This is a genomic window from Streptomyces sp. NPDC059256 (assembly GCF_042753785.1).
Classification (GTDB): domain Bacteria; phylum Actinomycetota; class Actinomycetes; order Streptomycetales; family Streptomycetaceae; genus Streptomyces.
Window position 1 is genome coordinate 225,851 of sequence record NZ_JBHYZO010000003.1, and the last position, 17,206, is coordinate 243,056.

Below are 17,206 nucleotides of genomic sequence, written 5' to 3' on the forward strand. Positions count from 1 at the left end.
GCCGGTGACGGGCAGCGGGCAGGACCTCAGCGCGGGACCCGTACCACTCCCTCCTGGATCACCGACACCGCCAGCTGGCCGTCCTCGGTGTAGATGCGTGCCTGGCCCAGGCCCCTGCCGCCGGAGGAGGACGCCGACTCCTGGTCGTACAGCAGCCATTCGTCCGCGCGGAACGGGCGGTGGAACCACATGGCGTGGTCCAGGGAAGCGCCCACCACATCGCCGACGGCCCAGCCGCCCCGGCCGTGCGCGAGCAGCACCGAGTCGAGCAGGGTCATGTCGGACACGTACGTCACCAGGCAGATGTGCAACAGCGGGTCGTCGGCGAGCTTGCCGTTGGCGCGGAACCAGACCTGGGAGCGCGGTTTGCGCACCTCGCCGACGCTGGCGAAGGGTGGGGCGTCCACATAGCGCAGGTCGACGGCGGCCCGGGCCTCCAACAGCCGTTCCGCGACGCGCGGATCGATGACGTCGGAGTGGGCCGGGAGGATCTCCTCCGCCGTGGGGAGCGACTCTGGCGGTGGCGCCGAGGGCATCGGCGCCTGGTGCTCCAACCCTTCCTCGTACGTCTGGAAGGAGGCCGAGAGGTGGAAGATCGGCTGGCCGTGCTGGACGGCGACGACCCGGCGCGTGGTGAAGGAGCGCCCGTCGCGGATGCGGTCGACCGTGTAGACGATCGGGGCGCCCGCGTCGCCCGTGCGCAGGAAGTAGGCGTGGAGCGAGTGGGCCGTGCGGTCCGCGGGGACGGTGCGGCCCGCGGCCACCAGGGCCTGGGCCGCGACCTGTCCGCCGAAGACCCGTGGGATGACCGAGGGGCGTGACTGCCCACGGAAGACGTCCTGCTCGATCCGCTCCAGATCGAGGAGGTCGAGCAGGTCGTCTAGTGCGGTGCTACTGCTGTTCACGGTGGCTACAGACCCATGGACTTGGCGATGATCGACTTCATGACTTCGCTGGTGCCGCCGTAGATGCGGTTGACGCGGTTGTCGGCGTAGAGACGCGCGATGGGGTACTCGTTCATATAGCCGTAGCCGCCGTGCAGTTGGAGGCACTTGTCGATCACCCGATGGGCGACCTCGGTGCAGAACAGCTTCGCCGATGCGGCCTCGGCGGCGGTCAGTTCGCCTGCGTCATGCGCTTCGAGCGCGCGGTCCACGACGGCTTCGGCCGCGTCCACCTCGGCCTTGCAGGCGGCCAGTTCGAACTTCGTGTTCTGGAAGGAGGCGACCGTCTTGCCGAAGACCGTGCGGTCGGTGACGTACTGCTGGGTGAACCGGATCGCCGCGCTGGCCTGGGCGTAGGCGCCGACCGCGATCGCCAGGCGCTCCTGGGGGAGGTTCTGTCCGAGGTAGGAGAAGCCCTTGTTCTCCTCGCCGAGGAGGTCCTCAGCCGGGACCTTGACGTCGGAGAAGGAGAGTTCGGCCGTGTCGGAGGTCTTCAGGCCGAGCTTGTCGAGCTTGCGGCCGACCGCGTACCCCTCCGCCTTGGTGTCCACCACGAAGAGGGATATGCCGTGGCGGCGGTCCTCGGGGGTGGAGGCTGCCGTACGGGCGCAGACGATCATCTTGTCGGCGTGCACACCACCGGTGATGAAGGTCTTCGAACCGTTGAGAACGTAGTGCGTACCGTCCTCGGAGAGCTTGGCCGTGGTCTTCATCCCGGCCAGGTCGGAGCCGGTGCCGGGCTCGGTCATGGCGATGGCGTACATGGCCGCGCCGCTGACGAAGTCAGGCAACCAGCGCTTCTTCTGCTCGTCGGTGGCATATCCGATGAGGTACGGGAGGCAGAGCGCGACATGGACGCCCGAGCCGCCGAAGGAGACGCCCGCACGGGCCGACTCCTCCGTGATGACGGCCTGGAACTTGAACGATTCCTCACCGGCGCCGCCGTACTCCTCGGGCACCTCGATGCCGAAGATGCCCAGCTCGCCAAGCTTGTAGTAGAAGTCGCGTGGTGCCTGGCCCGCCGCGTACCACTCGTCGTAGACGGGGACGACCTCGGCTTCGATGAAGGCGCGCACGGTCTCCCGGAACGCCTCGTGGTCCTCGTTGTAAACGCTGCGGCGCACTTACGCCTCCCTCGGTGAGATGTCTAAGCGCTTGCTCAGTCGAAGTTACCCGTTGGTTCTCGGGGCTGTCCAGGTCTCCTGGGGCAACCTGCGTCACAGGGGAGGCGGAGGTGGGCGATCCGGTTGGCGGGGTGCGGCGGCTGATCATGTCCGGCCCGGAGGGTTGGCCGTGTTGGCCGTGTTGATCGGGCTGGTCCTGTTGATCGGGCTGGCCGTGTTGGTTGGGTCGGCCGTGTTGGTTGGGTCGGCTTGGGGCGGTGGGAGGTTGGATCGGTCGCCGTCCGGATCGTTCGGGCGGCGACCGGTGGCGTCAGCTGCCGCAGGCGCAGCCCGCCGTGCTGGTCGGCGACGGCGGTGGGGTGCCCTGCTGGGAGGTGGTGGCCTCGTCGAGTACGGGACCCTTGCCCATGCGGTCGGCGTCGGCCTTGACCACGTAGACCTCCCAGGGCTCCTTGCCGGGGCCGTGGACCCAGACCTTGTCCTGGAGGGCGTAGCAGCAGGAGGTGTCGTTCTCCTCGAAGGTGGCGAGCCCGGCGTCCTTGAGTCGTGCGGTGGCGGCGGAGACCAGGTCGCTGGAGGCGACTTCGACGCCGAGGTGGTCCAGGCGGGTGGCCTGGCCCTCCTCGCCCTCGATGAGGACGAGCTTCAGCGGGGGTTCTGCGATGGCGAAGTTGGCGTATCCGGGGCGGCGCTTGGCCGGTTCGGTGCCGAACAGTCGGGAGTAGAACGCCACCGAGGCTTCGAGGTCGGGGACGTTCAGGGCGAGCTGGACGCGTGACATGACGGTCTTCTCTCTTCTTGTATCGAAGTTTCTCGATTCAAGGTTGCATCCTGGATCGATGAACGTCAACATAGAAGTATGTCGAAACAAGAACTTCCGGTGATCGGGCAGAGCGCCACGGGTCCGGAGTGCTGCCCCGGATTGCTCACAGCGCCGCTGGACGAGGAACAGGCCGTGGTCCTGGCGAGGGTGTTCAAAGCACTCGGAGACCCGGTGCGGCTGCGGCTGCTGTCGATGATCGCCTCGCGTGCCGGAGGTGAGGTCTGCGTCTGCGACCTCACGCCTGCGTTCGACCTCTCCCAGCCGACGATCTCCCACCATCTGAAACTGCTGAGGGAGGCCGGACTGATCGCCTCCGAACGGCGCGGGACCTGGGTTTACTACCGACTGCTGCCCGAGATGACCGACACCTTGGCCGGCATCCTCACCCGACCTTCGGGCGAACCGCTCCCCGGTGCCGCCAGGGTCAGCGGATGACCGAGCGGGGGGTGGCTGCCCGGCTGTCCTTCCTCGACCGGTACCTCGCCCTGTGGATCCTCGCCGCGATGGCCGTCGGTCTCGGTCTCGGCCGTCTCGTACCGGGACTCGGCGAGGCGCTGGCGCGGATCACCGTGGCTGGGGTGTCACTCCCGATCGCGCTCGGGCTGCTGGTGATGATGTACCCGGTACTGGCCAAGGTGCGCTACGACCGGGTCGGTACCGTGACCCGCGACCGACCGCTCCTGCTCTCCTCGTTGGCGTTGAACTGGATCGTCGGCCCGGCGTTGATGTTCGCCCTCGCCTGGACCTTCCTCCCCGATCTGCCTGAGTACCGCACCGGATTGATCATCGTCGGGCTCGCCCGTTGCATCGCCATGGTCATCATCTGGAACGACCTCGCGCGGGGCGATCGTGAGGCCGCCGCCGTCCTCGTCGCTCTCAACTCGATCTTCCAGGTGATCGCCTTCGGGCTGCTCGGCTGGTTCTACCTCGACCTGCTGCCCGGCTGGCTCGGGCTCGCGACCACCGGACTGGACGTGTCCTTCTGGGAGATCGCCCGTGCCGTCCTCGTCTTCCTCGGCATCCCGTTGGCCGCGGGGTTCCTCACCCGCCGCATCGGCGAGCGGGCACGTGGCCGCGAGTGGTACGAGACGACCCTCGTGCCCCGCATCGGCCCCTACGCCCTGTACGGCCTGCTGTTCACCATCGTGGTCCTGTTCGCCCTCCAGGGAGACACCATCACCTCCCGGCCCTTGGACGTGGCCCGGATCGCGCTTCCGCTGCTCGTGTACTTCACCCTGATGTGGGGCGGCTCGTTTGCTCTCGGCAAGGTCGTCGGACTGGACTACCCGAGGGCGACGACACTCGCCTTCACCGCCGCGGGGAACAACTTCGAACTCGCCATCGCGGTCGCCATCGCCACCTTCGGGGCGACCTCGGGGCAAGCCCTCGCCGGCGTCGTCGGTCCGCTCATCGAGGTACCGGTCCTCATCGGTCTCGTCCATGTCGCGCTTGCCCTACGCCGCCACTTCCCCGAGCAGTCCACCGAGGGAGAGCCGGCCTTCGGCCTGGGGGGAGCCTCCCGTGGCTGAGCCCAAGCCCTCCGTCCTCTTCGTCTGCGTCCACAACGCGGGACGCTCCCAGATGGCTGCCGCCTTCCTGACCCGTCTTGCCCAAGGGCGGATCGACGTGCGTTCGGCGGGCTCCTCGCCCGCCGAGACGATCAATCCCGCCGTCGTCCTGGCGATGGCCGAGAGGGACATCGACCTCCATGCCGAGGTGCCCAAGATGCTGACTGCGGAGGCGGTCCAGGCATCCGACGTGGTGATCACCATGGGGTGCGGCGACACCTGCCCCGTCTTCCCCGGGAAGAGCTACCTCGATTGGAGCCTCGACGACCCGGCCGGACAGGGTGTAGACGCGGTCCGACCCATTCGGGACGAGATCGAGCGGAGGGTGCGGGCGTTGCTCGATCAACTCCTGCCCTGAAGAACCACTCCTGTCCTGAAGGACGCCCCCTGCCTTGAGGGACAACTCTTGCCCTGAGGACGCCCCGGGCCTGGGCGGTCCGCGTACTGCGCTGTCCGTGCGGGCCTACGCGGACGGGTGGGCGCACTCCCGGGCACTCCTGGGCACTCCTGGGTTCACCGCACAAGGGGCCGCGCTCCGGAGCCCTGCGCAGCTGGATACCCGTGCCCACCGCGTTCCGGGCCTGCGCTGCCCGCCCCCCCCGTACCGCAGGCACACCCTCCGCTTCGGTATTCGAACCCCTGCCCTTAAAGTCGAAAAAGCAACGAAGCGCAGGAAGAAGAGGCAACGAACATGAGCAGCAGCACCGAGCAGCCGCGTGGTCCCATCGACTCGTCCCGCATCCCGCGGTACGCCGGACCCGCGACGTTCGCCAGGCTGCCCCGACTCGACGAGGTCGGCAGCACCGACGTCGCCGTCGTCGGAGTGCCCTTCGACGCCGGAGTCTCCTACCGTCCCGGCGCCCGCTTCGGCGGCAACGCCATCCGTGAGGCATCCCGACTGCTGCGCCCCTACAACCCGGCCCAGGACGCGTCGCCCTTCGCCCTGGCGCAGGTCGCCGACGCGGGCGACATCGCCGCCAACCCCTTCAACATCAACGAGGCCGTCGAAACCATCGAGGCCGCAGCGGACGACCTGCTGGGCACCGGCGCCCGACTGATGACCCTCGGCGGCGACCACACCATCGCCCTGCCGCTGCTGCGCTCGGTCGCCAAGAAGCACGGACCCGTCGCCCTGCTCCACTTCGATGCCCACCTCGACACCTGGGACACCTACTTCGGCGCCGAGTACACCCACGGCACCCCGTTCCGCCGTGCCGTCGAAGAGGGCATCCTCGACACCTCCGCCCTCTCCCACGTCGGCATCCGCGGGCCCCTGTATGGCAGGCAGGACCTGACCGACGACGAGAAGCTCGGCTTCGGCATCGTCACCTCCGCCGACGTCTACCGCCGCGGCGCCGACGAGATCGCCGACCAACTGCGCCAGCGCATCGGCGACCGACCGCTGTACATCTCCATCGACATCGACTGCCTCGACCCCGCGCACGCGCCCGGCACGGGCACCCCCGAGGCGGGCGGCATGACCTCGCGGGAACTCCTGGAGATCCTGCGCGGTCTCGCCTCCTGCAACCTCGTGTCGGCCGACGTCGTGGAGGTCGCGCCCGCCTACGACCACGCCGAGATCACCGCGGTCGCCGCCTCACACACCGCGTACGAACTGACCACGATCATGACGCGGCAGATCGCCGCTGCGAGGGATGGACAGTGACCCACGACCACGACGTCGAACTGAAGCCCACCGCGCGGCAGATCGAGGCAGCGCTGAACCCGCCGCCCGGTCGCACCGGCGGCGACCTCGTCATCGAGACCCTGCGCGGCCTCGGCGCCACCACCGTCTTCGGACTGCCCGGACAGCACGCCCTGGGACTCTTCGACGCACTGCGTCGCTCCTCGCTGAGTTACGTGGGGCTGCGGATCGAGAACAACGCGGGCTTCGCCGCCGACGCCTACGGACGGATCACCGGCGAGGTCGCGCCTCTGCTCCTCTCCACCGGGCCGGGCGCGCTGATGTCGCTCGCCGCGCTCCAGGAAGCCGCCGCAGGCAGCTCCCCGGTACTGGCGATCTCCAGCCAGATTCCCTCCGCAGGGCTCGGCGGCGGGCGCCACGGCTACCTCCATGAACTGCGCGACCAGCAGGCGTCCGCCCGTGACCTGGTGAAATCGGTCCACACCGCCCGCACCGCCTCTCAGATCCCGTCCGCGGTCGCCGCGGCCTGGCAGTCCGCACTCACCGCGCCGCACGGGCCGGTGTGGGTGGAGATTCCGCAGGACGTCCTCCTGGCCGAGACCGTGCTACCGGTGGTCACCGCCGTCGACGCCACCCCCGTCGATCTGCTGCCCCGGCCGGAACTGACGGCCTTGGCCGCACATCTGCTGGCCGGTGCACAGCGCCCTGCGATCATCGCGGGCGGTGGAGTGGTCCGCTCGGACGCGGCCGGGAAGCTGCGCGCGCTCGCCGAGCGGATCAATGCCCCCGTGGTGACCACCTACGGTGGCAAAGGGGCGTTCCCCTGGGCGCACCCGCTGTCCCTCCAGTCCTGGATCGAGGACCGGCACACCACCGACTTCCTGGAGGACGCGGACGTCCTCCTCGTGGTCGGGTCCGGGCTCGGCGAACTCTCCTCGAACTACCACACCTTCGCCCCGCGCGGCCGGATCATCCAGATCGAAGCCGACGCCGGGAAACTGGAGTCCAACCATCCGGCGATCGGCATCCACGCCGACGCCAGGATCGCGCTGTCGGCCCTACTGGAGACGGTGGAAGCCCGCCCGGACGACAAGGCGCCCGAGCGTGTACGGGCGCTTCTCGACCAGGTCGGCGCACGGATCGCCGCGCAGGGCCGGACGCTCGAACAGTCCCTGCTGACCGCCGTCCGTCGGGCCCTGCCCGATGCCGCCCCCAGCTTCTGGGACATGACGATCCTGTCCTACTGGGCCTGGGCCGCCTTCGACGCGCGGCGCCCCAACACCATGCACTCGGCCCAGGGCTCGGGCGGGCTCGGCTATGCCTTCCCCGCGGCGCTCGGCGCCGCCGTCGCCGATCCCACGCGTCCCGTGCTCGCGGTCTCGGGCGACGGCGGCGCGATGTACTCGATCGCCGAACTGGCCACTGCCCAGCAGTACGGGCTTCCCGTCACCTGGCTCATCGTCGATGACGGTGGGTACGGCATCCTCCGCGAGTACATGACGGACGCCTTCGGTGAGGCGTCGGCGACCGAGCTCGCCCGCCCCGACTTCGTGGCACTGGCGGAGTCGTTCGGGGTGCCCGCGATCCGTACGACGCCGGATGCACTCGGCGAGGACCTGGCCAAGGCTCTGAACGAGCCGGGCCCCTCGGTCGTGGTGCTGCCCACCCTGTTGAAGATGTTCGCGCCCACGCATCTGTAAGGGGCGGCTGCCGGGGAGTGCGGGGGCTGCGGGGCCGCGCGTGGTGCTGGGGGCTGCGGGTGGTGCCGGGGTTGCGGGCCCGATCCGCACTCCCGAGCCGCTCGGGTGGGCGGCCCTTCGGGGGGCCTTTTGGGCCAGTGCACGGCTGTACTGCTGCTGCACAGCCTCGGGCCTGACCGGCACCTGCTGCACTGCTCCAAGTTCACTGCTGCTGTCCTGCTGTCCTGCTGTCCTGCTGTCCTGCTGGTGGCTGTCCGGCCGGCGCCCTTGTGTACTGCTGAGGCGAGCCGGTAGCCCTTTGGTGCTGCTGTGCTGCTGTGCTGCTGTGCTGCTGTGCTGCTGTGCTGCTGTGCTGCTGTGCTGCTGTGCTGCTCAGGCCGGGGCCACGAATCCCGACTCATAGGCGGCGATCACTGCCTGAGTACGGTCACGGGCGCCCAACTTGGCCAGTACCGCGCTGACATGGGTCTTCACAGTCTCCGTGCCCACGACGAGTTGCGCGGCGATCTCCGCATTGGACATCCCGCGCGCCATCAACCGGAGCACTGCTGCCTCCCGCTCCGTCAGCGCGGCCCGTTGCATCGTCGCGCGGGCTGTGCTGGTGCCGTACTCGGCCGCCAAGGCGCGCACCGCGGCGGGGAACAGCAGCGACTCGCCCTCCGCAACGAGCCGCACCGCGTTCACGATCTCCACCGGACGCGAGCGCTTCAGCAGAAAGCCGTCGGCGCCGGCGCGCAAAGCCTCGTATACGTACTCGTCGTTCTCGAAGGTGGTGATCACAATGATTTTGGGCGGCTCATCCACCGTGCGCAGGACGGCGCGAGTGGCCTCGATCCCGTCCAGCAGTGGCATCCGGACGTCCATCGCCACCACATCGGGCCTCAACCGCCGCACCAGGGGGATCACCGCGGCGCCGTCAGCTGCCTCGCCGACCACCTCGATATCGGACTGCGCCTCCAGCACGGCACGCAGACCCGCGCGCACAAGCGGTTCATCGTCAACGAGGAGTACGGAGATCGGCACCGGACCAGCCTAAGTGCTGCCCTGCGGACGGCCGTCCGCAGGCATCCGCGTTGGTAGCCAGCTCGCCGCCGCATGGTGCCGGTGCGCACCGCGCTGGTGGCTGGTGGTTGTGCGGGGGCGGGGCGTGTCCTGGTTGTGGCTGGTGGTTGTGCGGAGGTGGGGCGTGTCCTGATCGCAGCTCACGGCTGCACGGTGGCGGTGCACGCCCTGGTCGCGGCTCACCGGCGTACCTCCGCTGCCAGGTCCAGCGGAAGGCGCACCCGGACCCGCCACTCACCCCGGAAGGGGCCGGTCGTGGCATCCCCGCCCAGCAGCGCGGCCCGCTCCCGTATGCCCCGCAGACCGCTGCCACCACTGCGCCCTTGAGTCCCGTCCGCGCTACTCAGCGGATTGAGCACCTCCAACTCCAGCGAGCCATCGGCGACGGCGATCCGGACCCGGGTCCGGACCGGCCCCGCGTGCCTGAGCACATTCGTCAACGCCTCCTGAACGATTCGGTACCCCTCCCGAGACACCGGCCCCGGCACTGCTCCCATCGGGCCGGTCAACTCCGATTCGACCTCGGCGCCCGAAGCGCGGGCGGACTCCAACAGCCGGTCGGTGTCACCGAGCGTCGGACGGCCGCTCACCGGCTGCCCCGACTCGCGCAGCACCACCAGCACCCGTTCCAGATCCTCCAACGCCGCCCTCCCTGTCTCTTCGATCGCGGTCAACGCCCGCTCGGTGAACTCGGCGTTCCCCGTGGCCCTGGCCGCACCCGCCTGCACCACGGCCACCGTCAGCGCATGGCCTATCGAATCGTGCAGCTCGTGGGCGATGCGATTGCGCTCCAACAACTGCTCGGTGCGCTCCTCCAACGCCGCCAACCGCTCGGCCGCCGACGGGCCGAGCAGTTGCAGCGCTACCACGGTGATCAGATGGCCCGTCCCCACGACGGCTGCCATGAGGAGGATGAGCGGCAGGGGCGCGAGCAGCGCGTACCACCAGTGGCCGCCCGGCAGATCCAGGGCGGAGAACCGGGTGGGATCACCTGTCGCCGCCCTGACCAGATCGTTGGTGAGGCCGGGTAGATGCACGGTGAGAAAGCTGATGGCCAACCCCAGGACCAGCCGGATCTCCAGCCAGAGCACCGTGCGCCAACGATCCGGCCAACTCGCTGAAGGCGCCGCGGAGATGCCCGACTCGGAATCCCTGAATCCGTGGCGGGTCAGCAGCAGCCGTGCCTGAAGCCCCTCCGCGAGCCGTACCGCGGGCACCAGGCCGGCGAACGCCAGCAACAGGACGACGAAATAGGGATGCTCGTCGTCGACGAGGATCCACATGCCGATGATCACCACGCTGATGAACAGATGCAGCCAGCGGGTGTAGGTGACCGCCTGCGTCAGCGGGCGAAGAAAGCGGAGCATTTGGCCATCGTGCCAGCGTCCGGGAGCCGATGGCTCCCCCGCACGGGGGAGCCGATCAACACGACCGGGGGAGGCGGCGCCGGTCGCTCGACGGCCAGGCTTACTGCCATGACCAGCATCGATGTACTGAACCTCACCAAGGAGTACGGACCCCGCCGCGCGGTCGACGGGCTGACGTTCAGCGTGCTGCCCGGACGGGTCACCGGCTTCCTCGGTCCCAACGGCGCGGGAAAGTCCACGACCATGCGGCTGGTGCTCGGCCTGGACCGGCCCACCTCCGGCACGGCCACCATCGGCGGACGTACCTATGCATCCCTCGCCGAACCACTGCGGACGGTGGGCGCCCTGCTGGACGCGGGAGCAGCGCTCGGAGCCCGCACCGCACGCGACCACCTGCGCGTCCTCGCGGCTGCTGGCGGACTGCCGGCCGGCCGGGTGGATGAGGTCCTGGACCGGACCGGGATCGCCTCCGTCGCGCGACGCAGGATCAGCACCTTTTCGCTCGGCATGAGACAGCGGCTGGGCATCGCGGGAGCACTGCTCGGTGACCCGCAGGTGCTGATGCTCGATGAGCCCGCCAACGGGCTGGACCCCGAGGGGATCATCTGGATACGCACCCTGCTGCGGGAGTACGCGAACGACGGTCGGGCCGTCTTCATCTCCAGCCATCTGATGAGTGAGACGGCGGCCGTCGCCGACCACCTGGTGGTGCTCGGCAAGGGCAGGCTGCTGGCAGACGCGCCCATCCAGGATTTTCTCGACGAGTGGACGACTCCGAGAGTGCGGCTGCGGACCACGGAGGGGGAGCGGCTGCGCGATGCCCTCGTCCGCAAGGGCTACCAGCCTGCCCAAACCGACGATGGCCGGTGGACGGTCGATGGCGCCCGGGTGGAGGAGATCGGGCCCATCGCCGCCCATGAAGGCATACCGATCCTGGAACTCGCCGGTGAGGAAGACTCCCTGGAATCCGCGTACCTCGCCCTGACCTCGGGAGCAGCCGAGTTCACCACCGACCCGACCGTGCCGCAGGAGGTCTGACCATGTCCACCCTCACCCGTACCGTCGTGCCAGCCCGCTTCTTCTTCATCCCCTCGATGCGCTCCGAGTGGCTGAAGATCGTGTCCATACGAGGGCAGTGGGTGGCGCTGGCTGCGGCGTTCCTGGCGACGCTCGGATTCTCCGTACTGATGAGCGGGTCGTTCACCGCCCAGGACATGGCGGAGCCGGACTTCGACCCCCTGCGCTCTGCCTACTTCGGTCTGAACTTCGGTCAGATCGGCATGATCTCGTTCGGCGCGATCGCGGTTGCGGGGGAGTACAAGACCGGCGCCATCCGACTCTCCCTGGTGGCCGTGCCTCATCGAGGCATCTTCTACGCGGCGAAGCTCGCCGTCATCGGCGCACTGTCCCTGGCGGTGGGTCTGGTCACCAGCCTGACCTGCTTCCTCATCGGACAGAGACTCATGGGCGACCACGGAGTGGGGCTGACCGACCTCGGCGCCCTGCGCTCGGTGGTTGGGTGCGGGCTCTACCTCGCACTGATAGCACTGTTCTCGGCGGGGGCGACCGTCCTGGTGCGCAGTGCACCCGCGGTGATCTGCACACTGATCCCGCTCCTGATGATGGTGTCCTTCATCGTCGGAGACCTGGAGGACGACGGAGGCATCGCCGACTTCCTTCCCGACCGTGCCGGCCAGCAGATCCTTCTTCAGGACCCGTCGGGGCCGCTGAGCCCCTGGGCCGGACTGGGAGTGTTGGTGTTGTGGACCTGCGCGGCCCTCTGTGCGGGCTGGACGAGACTCCACCGCCGAGACGCGTGAGGGGAGTGTGATGCCTGGGGGAGTGTTGAGTGCGTGATAGTCCCTGTCCGAAGCCCCGCTCGGAGCCCCCCGGCACCGCTCCCATCAGGTGTTTCGATCAGTGTGTGTCACCACTCCGCAACTGTTTCCCCCAGCTCCAGATCCCCGTACAACCATCCCCGCCCCCATGAGTCATCAGTGGCGGGTGCACCGACGTAGGCGCGCCCCCATCAGTTTCAGGGGACAGGGGAACTCTCCATGACTCAGAACCGAATAGCCGGCCGCGCCGTGCGTAAGCCGCGTGCAATCGCCGCCGCTCTGGCCGTCACCGTCCTGGCGCCCGCCCTGGTGGGTGTCGGCGCCGCACCAGCGGCAGCCGCTGCACCAGCGGTCTCCTGCGGGTCTGCGAAGGCAGGTCTCGCGGCCAAGCTCAAGAAGGACATCGAGGCGGCGCTCAGGGGCCGCAAGGGCACCATCGCGATCCACTTCAACGACCGTGTCGGAAAGTCCAGCTGCGCCCTGCGTCAGGACCAGAAGTTCGACTCCGCCAGCGTGGTCAAGTCGACCGTCCTCGGTGCACTGCTCCTCGATGCGCAGAACCAGAAGCGATCACTCACCGCGCGTGAGAAGACCCTGGCCACCGCCATGATCACCAAGTCGGACAATGCCTCCACGACCACCTTGTGGAAGCAGCTCGGGCTCACCAAGATCAAGCGCTTCCTGACCGGGGCAGCGATGAAGAACACCGTCCCCGGCGCGAACGGCTACTGGGGGCTTACTCAGATCACCGCCCGTGACCAGGGCATATTGCTCTCCCGATTCACCGTGAAGAACAGCCTGCTCACCGACGCCTCGCGAGCCTATGCACTCAAGCTGATGCACGACGTGGTCCCCTCCCAGCGTTGGGGAACCCCGGCGGGGGCGCCCAGCACCGCCACCGTCCAGCTGAAGAACGGCTGGCTGCCGCGCTCCACGCACGGATGGCGGGTGCACAGCATCGGTGCCTTCACCGGCAAGGGACACGACTACACGATCAGCGTCCTCACTCACGGCAACACGACCATGAATGACGGTGTGAACACCATCCAGGCCGTCTCCCGAGCCATCCACAAGGCGATCAACCCGACCGCGCGCACCACGTTCGTCCTGCCGGCGGTGCCGTACGAGGCCGTCCCCGCAACCCCCGAGCGGGCAGCGAAGGACGCGGTCCCGGCCATCCGCTGACCCCACCGGGCCCAGCCGTACCCGCAGTCCCGGTCGCCGACACGACGGTGGCCGGGACTGTGCCGTGATCACACCCTCCCATCCTTCCTTTCCCGCCCTTCCGCACGGTTCCTTTATTACAACGGGATGAAATCGGCCCCTCCCGGCGTTGGTGTGTCTCGGCGGAACCGAACCAAACGGGAGGCAATCAGTGGCGGCGGCTGAGCAGGGCTGGGTGCGGCGGCTGAGCGGTTACGCCTGGCGCTATCGGCGCAATGTCGTGCTCGCCCTCGGATCCTCACTGGGCGGTATGGCGGTCATGGCCCTCGTACCGCTGATCACCAAGGTCGTCATCGACGACGTGATCGGAGACCAGAGCCGCTCCCTCGCCACCTGGACCGGAATCCTGATCGTCGCGGCGCTCGTCATCTACGTCCTCACCTACATACGCCGCTACTACGGCGGCCGGCTCGCCCTCGACGTCCAGCACGACCTGCGGACCGAGATGTACGCGACCATCACACGCCTCGACGGCCGCCGACAGGACGAACTCTCCACGGGCCAGGTCGTCGGCCGCGCCACCAGCGACCTCCAGCTGATCCAGAGCCTGCTTTTCATGCTCCCGATGACCATCGGGAACATCCTCCTCTTCCTGATCTCCCTGGTGATCATGGCGTGGCTCTCGCTGCCCCTCACCCTGATCGCCCTCGCCGTCGGCCCCGCCCTGTGGTGGATCGCCGGCCGCAGCCGCACCCGCCTCCACCCCGCCACCTGGTACGCGCAGAGCCAGGCCGCCGCCGTCGCCGGAGTGGTGAACGGCGCTGTCGCCGGCGTCCGCGTGGTCAAGGGCTTCGGCCAGGAGGACCAGGAGACCGGCAAGCTCCGCGACGCCAGCCGTCTCCTGTTCGCCGGGCGGCTCCGGACCATCCGGTTGAACTCGCGCTACACCCCGGCCCTCCAGTCCGTGCCCGCACTCGGTCAGGTCGCCATGCTCGCCATGGGCGGCTGGCTCGCCACCCGGGGGGAGATCAGCCTCGGTACGTTCGTCGCCTTCTCCGCCTACCTCGCCCAACTCGTCGGCCCGGTGCGGATGCTCGCCGTCGTCCTCACCGTGGGCCAGCAGGCCCGTGCCGGTGTCGAACGCGTCCTGGAACTCATCGACACCGAACCCACCATCAAAGACGGCACCAAGGAACTCCCCGCGGACGCACCCGCGACCGTCGAGTTCGACGCGGTCACCTTCGGCTACGACCCCGACCGTCCCGTCCTGGACGGGTTCTCCCTGGAGATCCGCGAGGGGGAGACCGTCGCCGTCGTCGGTGCGTCCGGCAGCGGAAAGTCCACCGTCTCCCTCCTGCTGCCGCGCTTCTACGACGTCGGTCAGGGCGCGGTCCTCGTCGGCGGCCACGACGTCCGCGAACTGACCCTCGAATCGCTGCGCGCCGCGATCGGGCTCGTCCCCGAGGACAGCTTCCTCTTCTCCGACACCGTGCGCGCCAACATCGCCTACGGGAAGCCGGACGCCACCGACGACGAGATCCTCGCCGCGGTCCGCGCCGCACAGGCGGAGGGCTTCATCGCCGCCCTGCCCGACGGGTACGACACCAAGGTCGGCGAACACGGGCTGACCCTCTCCGGCGGTCAACGACAGCGCATCGCACTTGCCCGGGCCATCCTCACCGACCCCCGGCTGCTCCTCCTCGACGACGCGACCTCCGCCGTGGACGCCCGCGTCGAGCACGAGATCCACGAAGCGCTCCGCTCGGTCATGGCCGGCCGCACCACCCTGCTCATCGCCCACCGCCGGTCCACGCTCAACCTCGCCGACCGGATCGCCGTCCTCGACGGAGGTCGCCTCGCCGACATCGGCACCCACGACGAGTTGGCCGCACGGTCCGCCCTCTACCGCCGACTGCTCACCGACCCCGACGAACTCGGCGGAGTCTCCCCCGGCCATCTGCCGGCCCTGGAAGCGGAACCACCGCAGGACCTGACCGTACGGGAGGAGCTCGACGCCGAGTTCGACGCCGAGCGGGGCATCACCCCCAGGCTGTGGATACGCGACGAGAGCCCCGGCTCGGACCTGCCCGCCGCAGCCGACGCCACCCCCGAACTACTCGCCCAGGTCGCCGCACTCCCACCGGCGACGGACACCCCCGAGGTGGACGAGGCCCGTGCCCTGCGCCCCGAGCACACCCACGGCGAGGGCCAGGGACTGCGGATGCTGCTCCGGGGCTTCGGCCGGCCCCTGCTGCTGAGCCTGCTCCTGGTCGCGATCGACGCGGGCATGGGGCTGCTGCTGCCGGTACTGATCCGCTACGGCATCGACCAGGGCGTGGAACAGGTGGCGCTCGGCGCGGTCTGGGTCGCCTCCGGACTTGCCCTGCTGAGCGTCCTGGTGCAGTGGGCGGCCCAGATCGGGGAGACCCGGATGACGGGCCGCACCGGTGAACGGGTGCTGTACTCCATCCGTCTGCGGATCTTCGCCCAGCTTCAGCGGCTCGGCCTCGACTTCTACGAGCGCGAGCTGACCGGTCGGATCATGACGCGGATGACCACCGACGTCGACGCGCTCTCCACCTTCCTCCAGACCGGACTGGTCACCGCGTTCATCTCGGTCGTCACCTTCTTCGGCATCATGGTCGTCCTCGTCGTGATCGACGTGCAGCTCGCCATGGTGGTCTTCGTGACTCTGCCGGTGCTGATCATCGGCACCTACTTCTTCCGCAAGCAGAGCGTCAAGGCGTACGAACTGGCCCGTGAGCGGGTCAGCGTCGTCAACTCCGACCTCCAGGAGTCCGTCTCCGGGCTGCGGATCGTGCAGGCGTTCCGCCGTGAGCGCCACGGCAACGAGCGCTATGTCGCGGGCAGCGACAGCTACCGCGAAGCCCGGGTGCGCGGCCAGTGGCTCATCTCCATCTACTTCCCGTTCGTACAGCTCCTCGCGTCCGTCGCCGCCGCGGCGGTACTGATCGTCGGCGCCCATCGCATCGACGCCGGCACCCTCACCACCGGTGCTCTGGTCGCCTATCTGCTCTACATCGACCTGTTCTTCGCACCCGTGCAGCAGCTCTCCCAGGTCTTCGACGGCTACCAGCAGGCGGCCGTGTCGCTGCGGCGCATCCAGGAGCTGCTGGACGAGCCCACGTCCACCGTCCGCGCCGACCGGCCCGCCGAGGTCACCGAACTCCGCGGAGAGATCGCCTTCGAAGACGTCGACTTCGCCTACGGGGACGAGGAAGAGGCCCTCACCGGCATCAATCTGCGGATACCTGCCGGCCAGACCGTTGCCTTCGTCGGGGAGACCGGCGCCGGAAAGTCCACCCTGGTCAAACTGGTGGCCCGGTTCTACGACCCGACCGGAGGTCGCGTCACCGCCGACGGCGCCGATCTACGGGAGCTCGATCTCACCGCGTACCGGCACCGGTTGGGAGTCGTCCCACAGGAGGCGTACCTCTTCGAGGGCACGATCCGGGACGCCATCGCCTACGGCCGTCCCGCTGCCGGTGACGCCGAAGTGGAGGCAGCCGCCCGAGCCGTCGGTGCCCACGACATGATCGCGACTCTGGACGGCGGCTATCTCCACGACGTCTCCGAGCGGGGACGCAATCTCTCCGCCGGGCAGCGGCAGTTGATAGCGCTCGCCCGCGCCGAACTGGTCGACCCTGACGTCCTGCTGCTCGATGAGGCGACCGCGGCACTCGACCTCGCCACCGAAGCGCAGGTCAACCAGGCCACGGACCGGCTCGCCGGTCGTCGCACCACCCTGGTGGTGGCCCATCGGCTCACCACGGCCGCCCGTGCCGACCGCGTGGTGGTCATGGCCGACGGCCGGGTGGCCGAGGACGGCACCCACGAAGAACTCCTGGCCCGCGACGGGCGGTACGCGACCTTGTGGCGGACCTTCATCGGCGCGGACGACCCCGACGATCTGGCGGGTGTCGAAGCCGCGGTGAACTGAGACCCGCCAG

At 68.9% G+C, this 17,206-nt stretch carries 14 protein-coding genes; 9 read left to right on the forward strand and 5 right to left on the reverse strand.

Features of this window, described 5'->3' with window-relative positions; translation table 11 throughout:
* Positions 1-26: 26 nt before the first annotated feature.
* From ACFXJL_RS09070 to ACFXJL_RS09080, 3 genes are all read right to left on the reverse strand, one after another.
* Positions 27-905 carry an acyl-CoA thioesterase gene (locus ACFXJL_RS09070; RefSeq protein WP_384690626.1) on the reverse strand — a complete coding sequence of 293 codons (879 nt, stop codon included), beginning with the start codon at positions 903-905 and terminating at the stop codon, positions 27-29.
* Between the two features lie 5 nt (positions 906-910).
* Positions 911-2,068, reverse strand: coding sequence for an acyl-CoA dehydrogenase family protein (locus ACFXJL_RS09075; protein WP_358877496.1), 1,158 nt, complete (start codon positions 2,066-2,068; stop codon positions 911-913).
* A 310-nt stretch (positions 2,069-2,378) separates the two neighbouring features.
* Complete coding sequence (locus ACFXJL_RS09080; protein ID WP_384690629.1) at positions 2,379-2,849, reverse strand: ArsI/CadI family heavy metal resistance metalloenzyme; 471 nt, start codon at positions 2,847-2,849, stop codon at positions 2,379-2,381.
* A gap of 78 nt (positions 2,850-2,927) precedes the next feature.
* Between ACFXJL_RS09080 and ACFXJL_RS09085 the strand changes: the two genes are divergently transcribed.
* From ACFXJL_RS09085 to ACFXJL_RS09105, 5 genes are all read left to right on the forward strand, one after another.
* On the forward strand, positions 2,928-3,326 hold the full coding sequence (locus ACFXJL_RS09085; protein ID WP_384690632.1) for an ArsR/SmtB family transcription factor: 399 nt from the start codon (positions 2,928-2,930) through the stop codon (positions 3,324-3,326).
* Positions 3,323-4,420, forward strand: a complete 1,098-nt coding sequence (arsB, locus tag ACFXJL_RS09090; protein WP_358877499.1) for an ACR3 family arsenite efflux transporter — start codon at positions 3,323-3,325, stop codon at positions 4,418-4,420. The genes ACFXJL_RS09085 and arsB overlap by 4 nt, the downstream gene beginning before the upstream one ends.
* Positions 4,413-4,817: an arsenate reductase ArsC gene (locus ACFXJL_RS09095; protein WP_384690635.1), complete on the forward strand. Its 405-nt coding sequence runs from the start codon at positions 4,413-4,415 to the stop codon at positions 4,815-4,817. Before arsB ends, ACFXJL_RS09095 begins: the two co-directional genes overlap by 8 nt.
* Positions 4,818-5,150: 333 nt before the next feature.
* Entirely contained in the window at positions 5,151-6,125 is a 975-nt protein-coding gene (speB, locus tag ACFXJL_RS09100; protein WP_329019256.1) for an agmatinase, read from the forward strand.
* A complete protein-coding gene (locus ACFXJL_RS09105; RefSeq protein WP_384690638.1) occupies positions 6,122-7,804 on the forward strand; it encodes a thiamine pyrophosphate-binding protein in 1,683 nt (560 codons plus the stop codon). Before speB ends, ACFXJL_RS09105 begins: the two co-directional genes overlap by 4 nt.
* Before the next feature lie 372 nt (positions 7,805-8,176).
* Here ACFXJL_RS09105 and ACFXJL_RS09110 read toward each other — a convergent pair whose 3' ends face one another.
* Together ACFXJL_RS09110 and ACFXJL_RS09115 are read right to left on the reverse strand one after the other, a co-directional pair.
* A complete protein-coding gene (locus ACFXJL_RS09110; protein ID WP_384632142.1) occupies positions 8,177-8,827 on the reverse strand; it encodes a response regulator in 651 nt (216 codons plus the stop codon).
* 218 nt (positions 8,828-9,045) lie between these two features.
* On the reverse strand, positions 9,046-10,233 hold the full coding sequence (locus ACFXJL_RS09115; protein WP_384690641.1) for a sensor histidine kinase: 1,188 nt from the start codon (positions 10,231-10,233) through the stop codon (positions 9,046-9,048).
* 108 nt (positions 10,234-10,341) lie between these two features.
* On the opposite strand from ACFXJL_RS09115, the gene ACFXJL_RS09120 reads away from it, so the two are divergent.
* The 4 genes from ACFXJL_RS09120 (at position 10,342) to ACFXJL_RS09135 (ending at position 17,196) form a co-directional block, all read left to right on the forward strand.
* A complete protein-coding gene (locus tag ACFXJL_RS09120; protein WP_384690644.1) occupies positions 10,342-11,271 on the forward strand; it encodes an ABC transporter ATP-binding protein in 930 nt (309 codons plus the stop codon).
* Positions 11,272-11,273: 2 nt separating this feature from the next.
* Positions 11,274-12,053: an ABC transporter permease gene (locus ACFXJL_RS09125; RefSeq protein ID WP_358877506.1), complete on the forward strand. Its 780-nt coding sequence runs from the start codon at positions 11,274-11,276 to the stop codon at positions 12,051-12,053.
* 237 nt (positions 12,054-12,290) lie between these two features.
* Positions 12,291-13,256, forward strand: a complete 966-nt coding sequence (locus tag ACFXJL_RS09130) for a serine hydrolase (RefSeq protein ID WP_384632151.1) — start codon at positions 12,291-12,293, stop codon at positions 13,254-13,256.
* A gap of 190 nt (positions 13,257-13,446) precedes the next feature.
* Positions 13,447-17,196, forward strand: coding sequence for an ABC transporter ATP-binding protein (locus tag ACFXJL_RS09135; protein WP_384690648.1), 3,750 nt, complete (start codon positions 13,447-13,449; stop codon positions 17,194-17,196).
* The last annotated feature ends 10 nt before the right edge of the window (positions 17,197-17,206 follow it).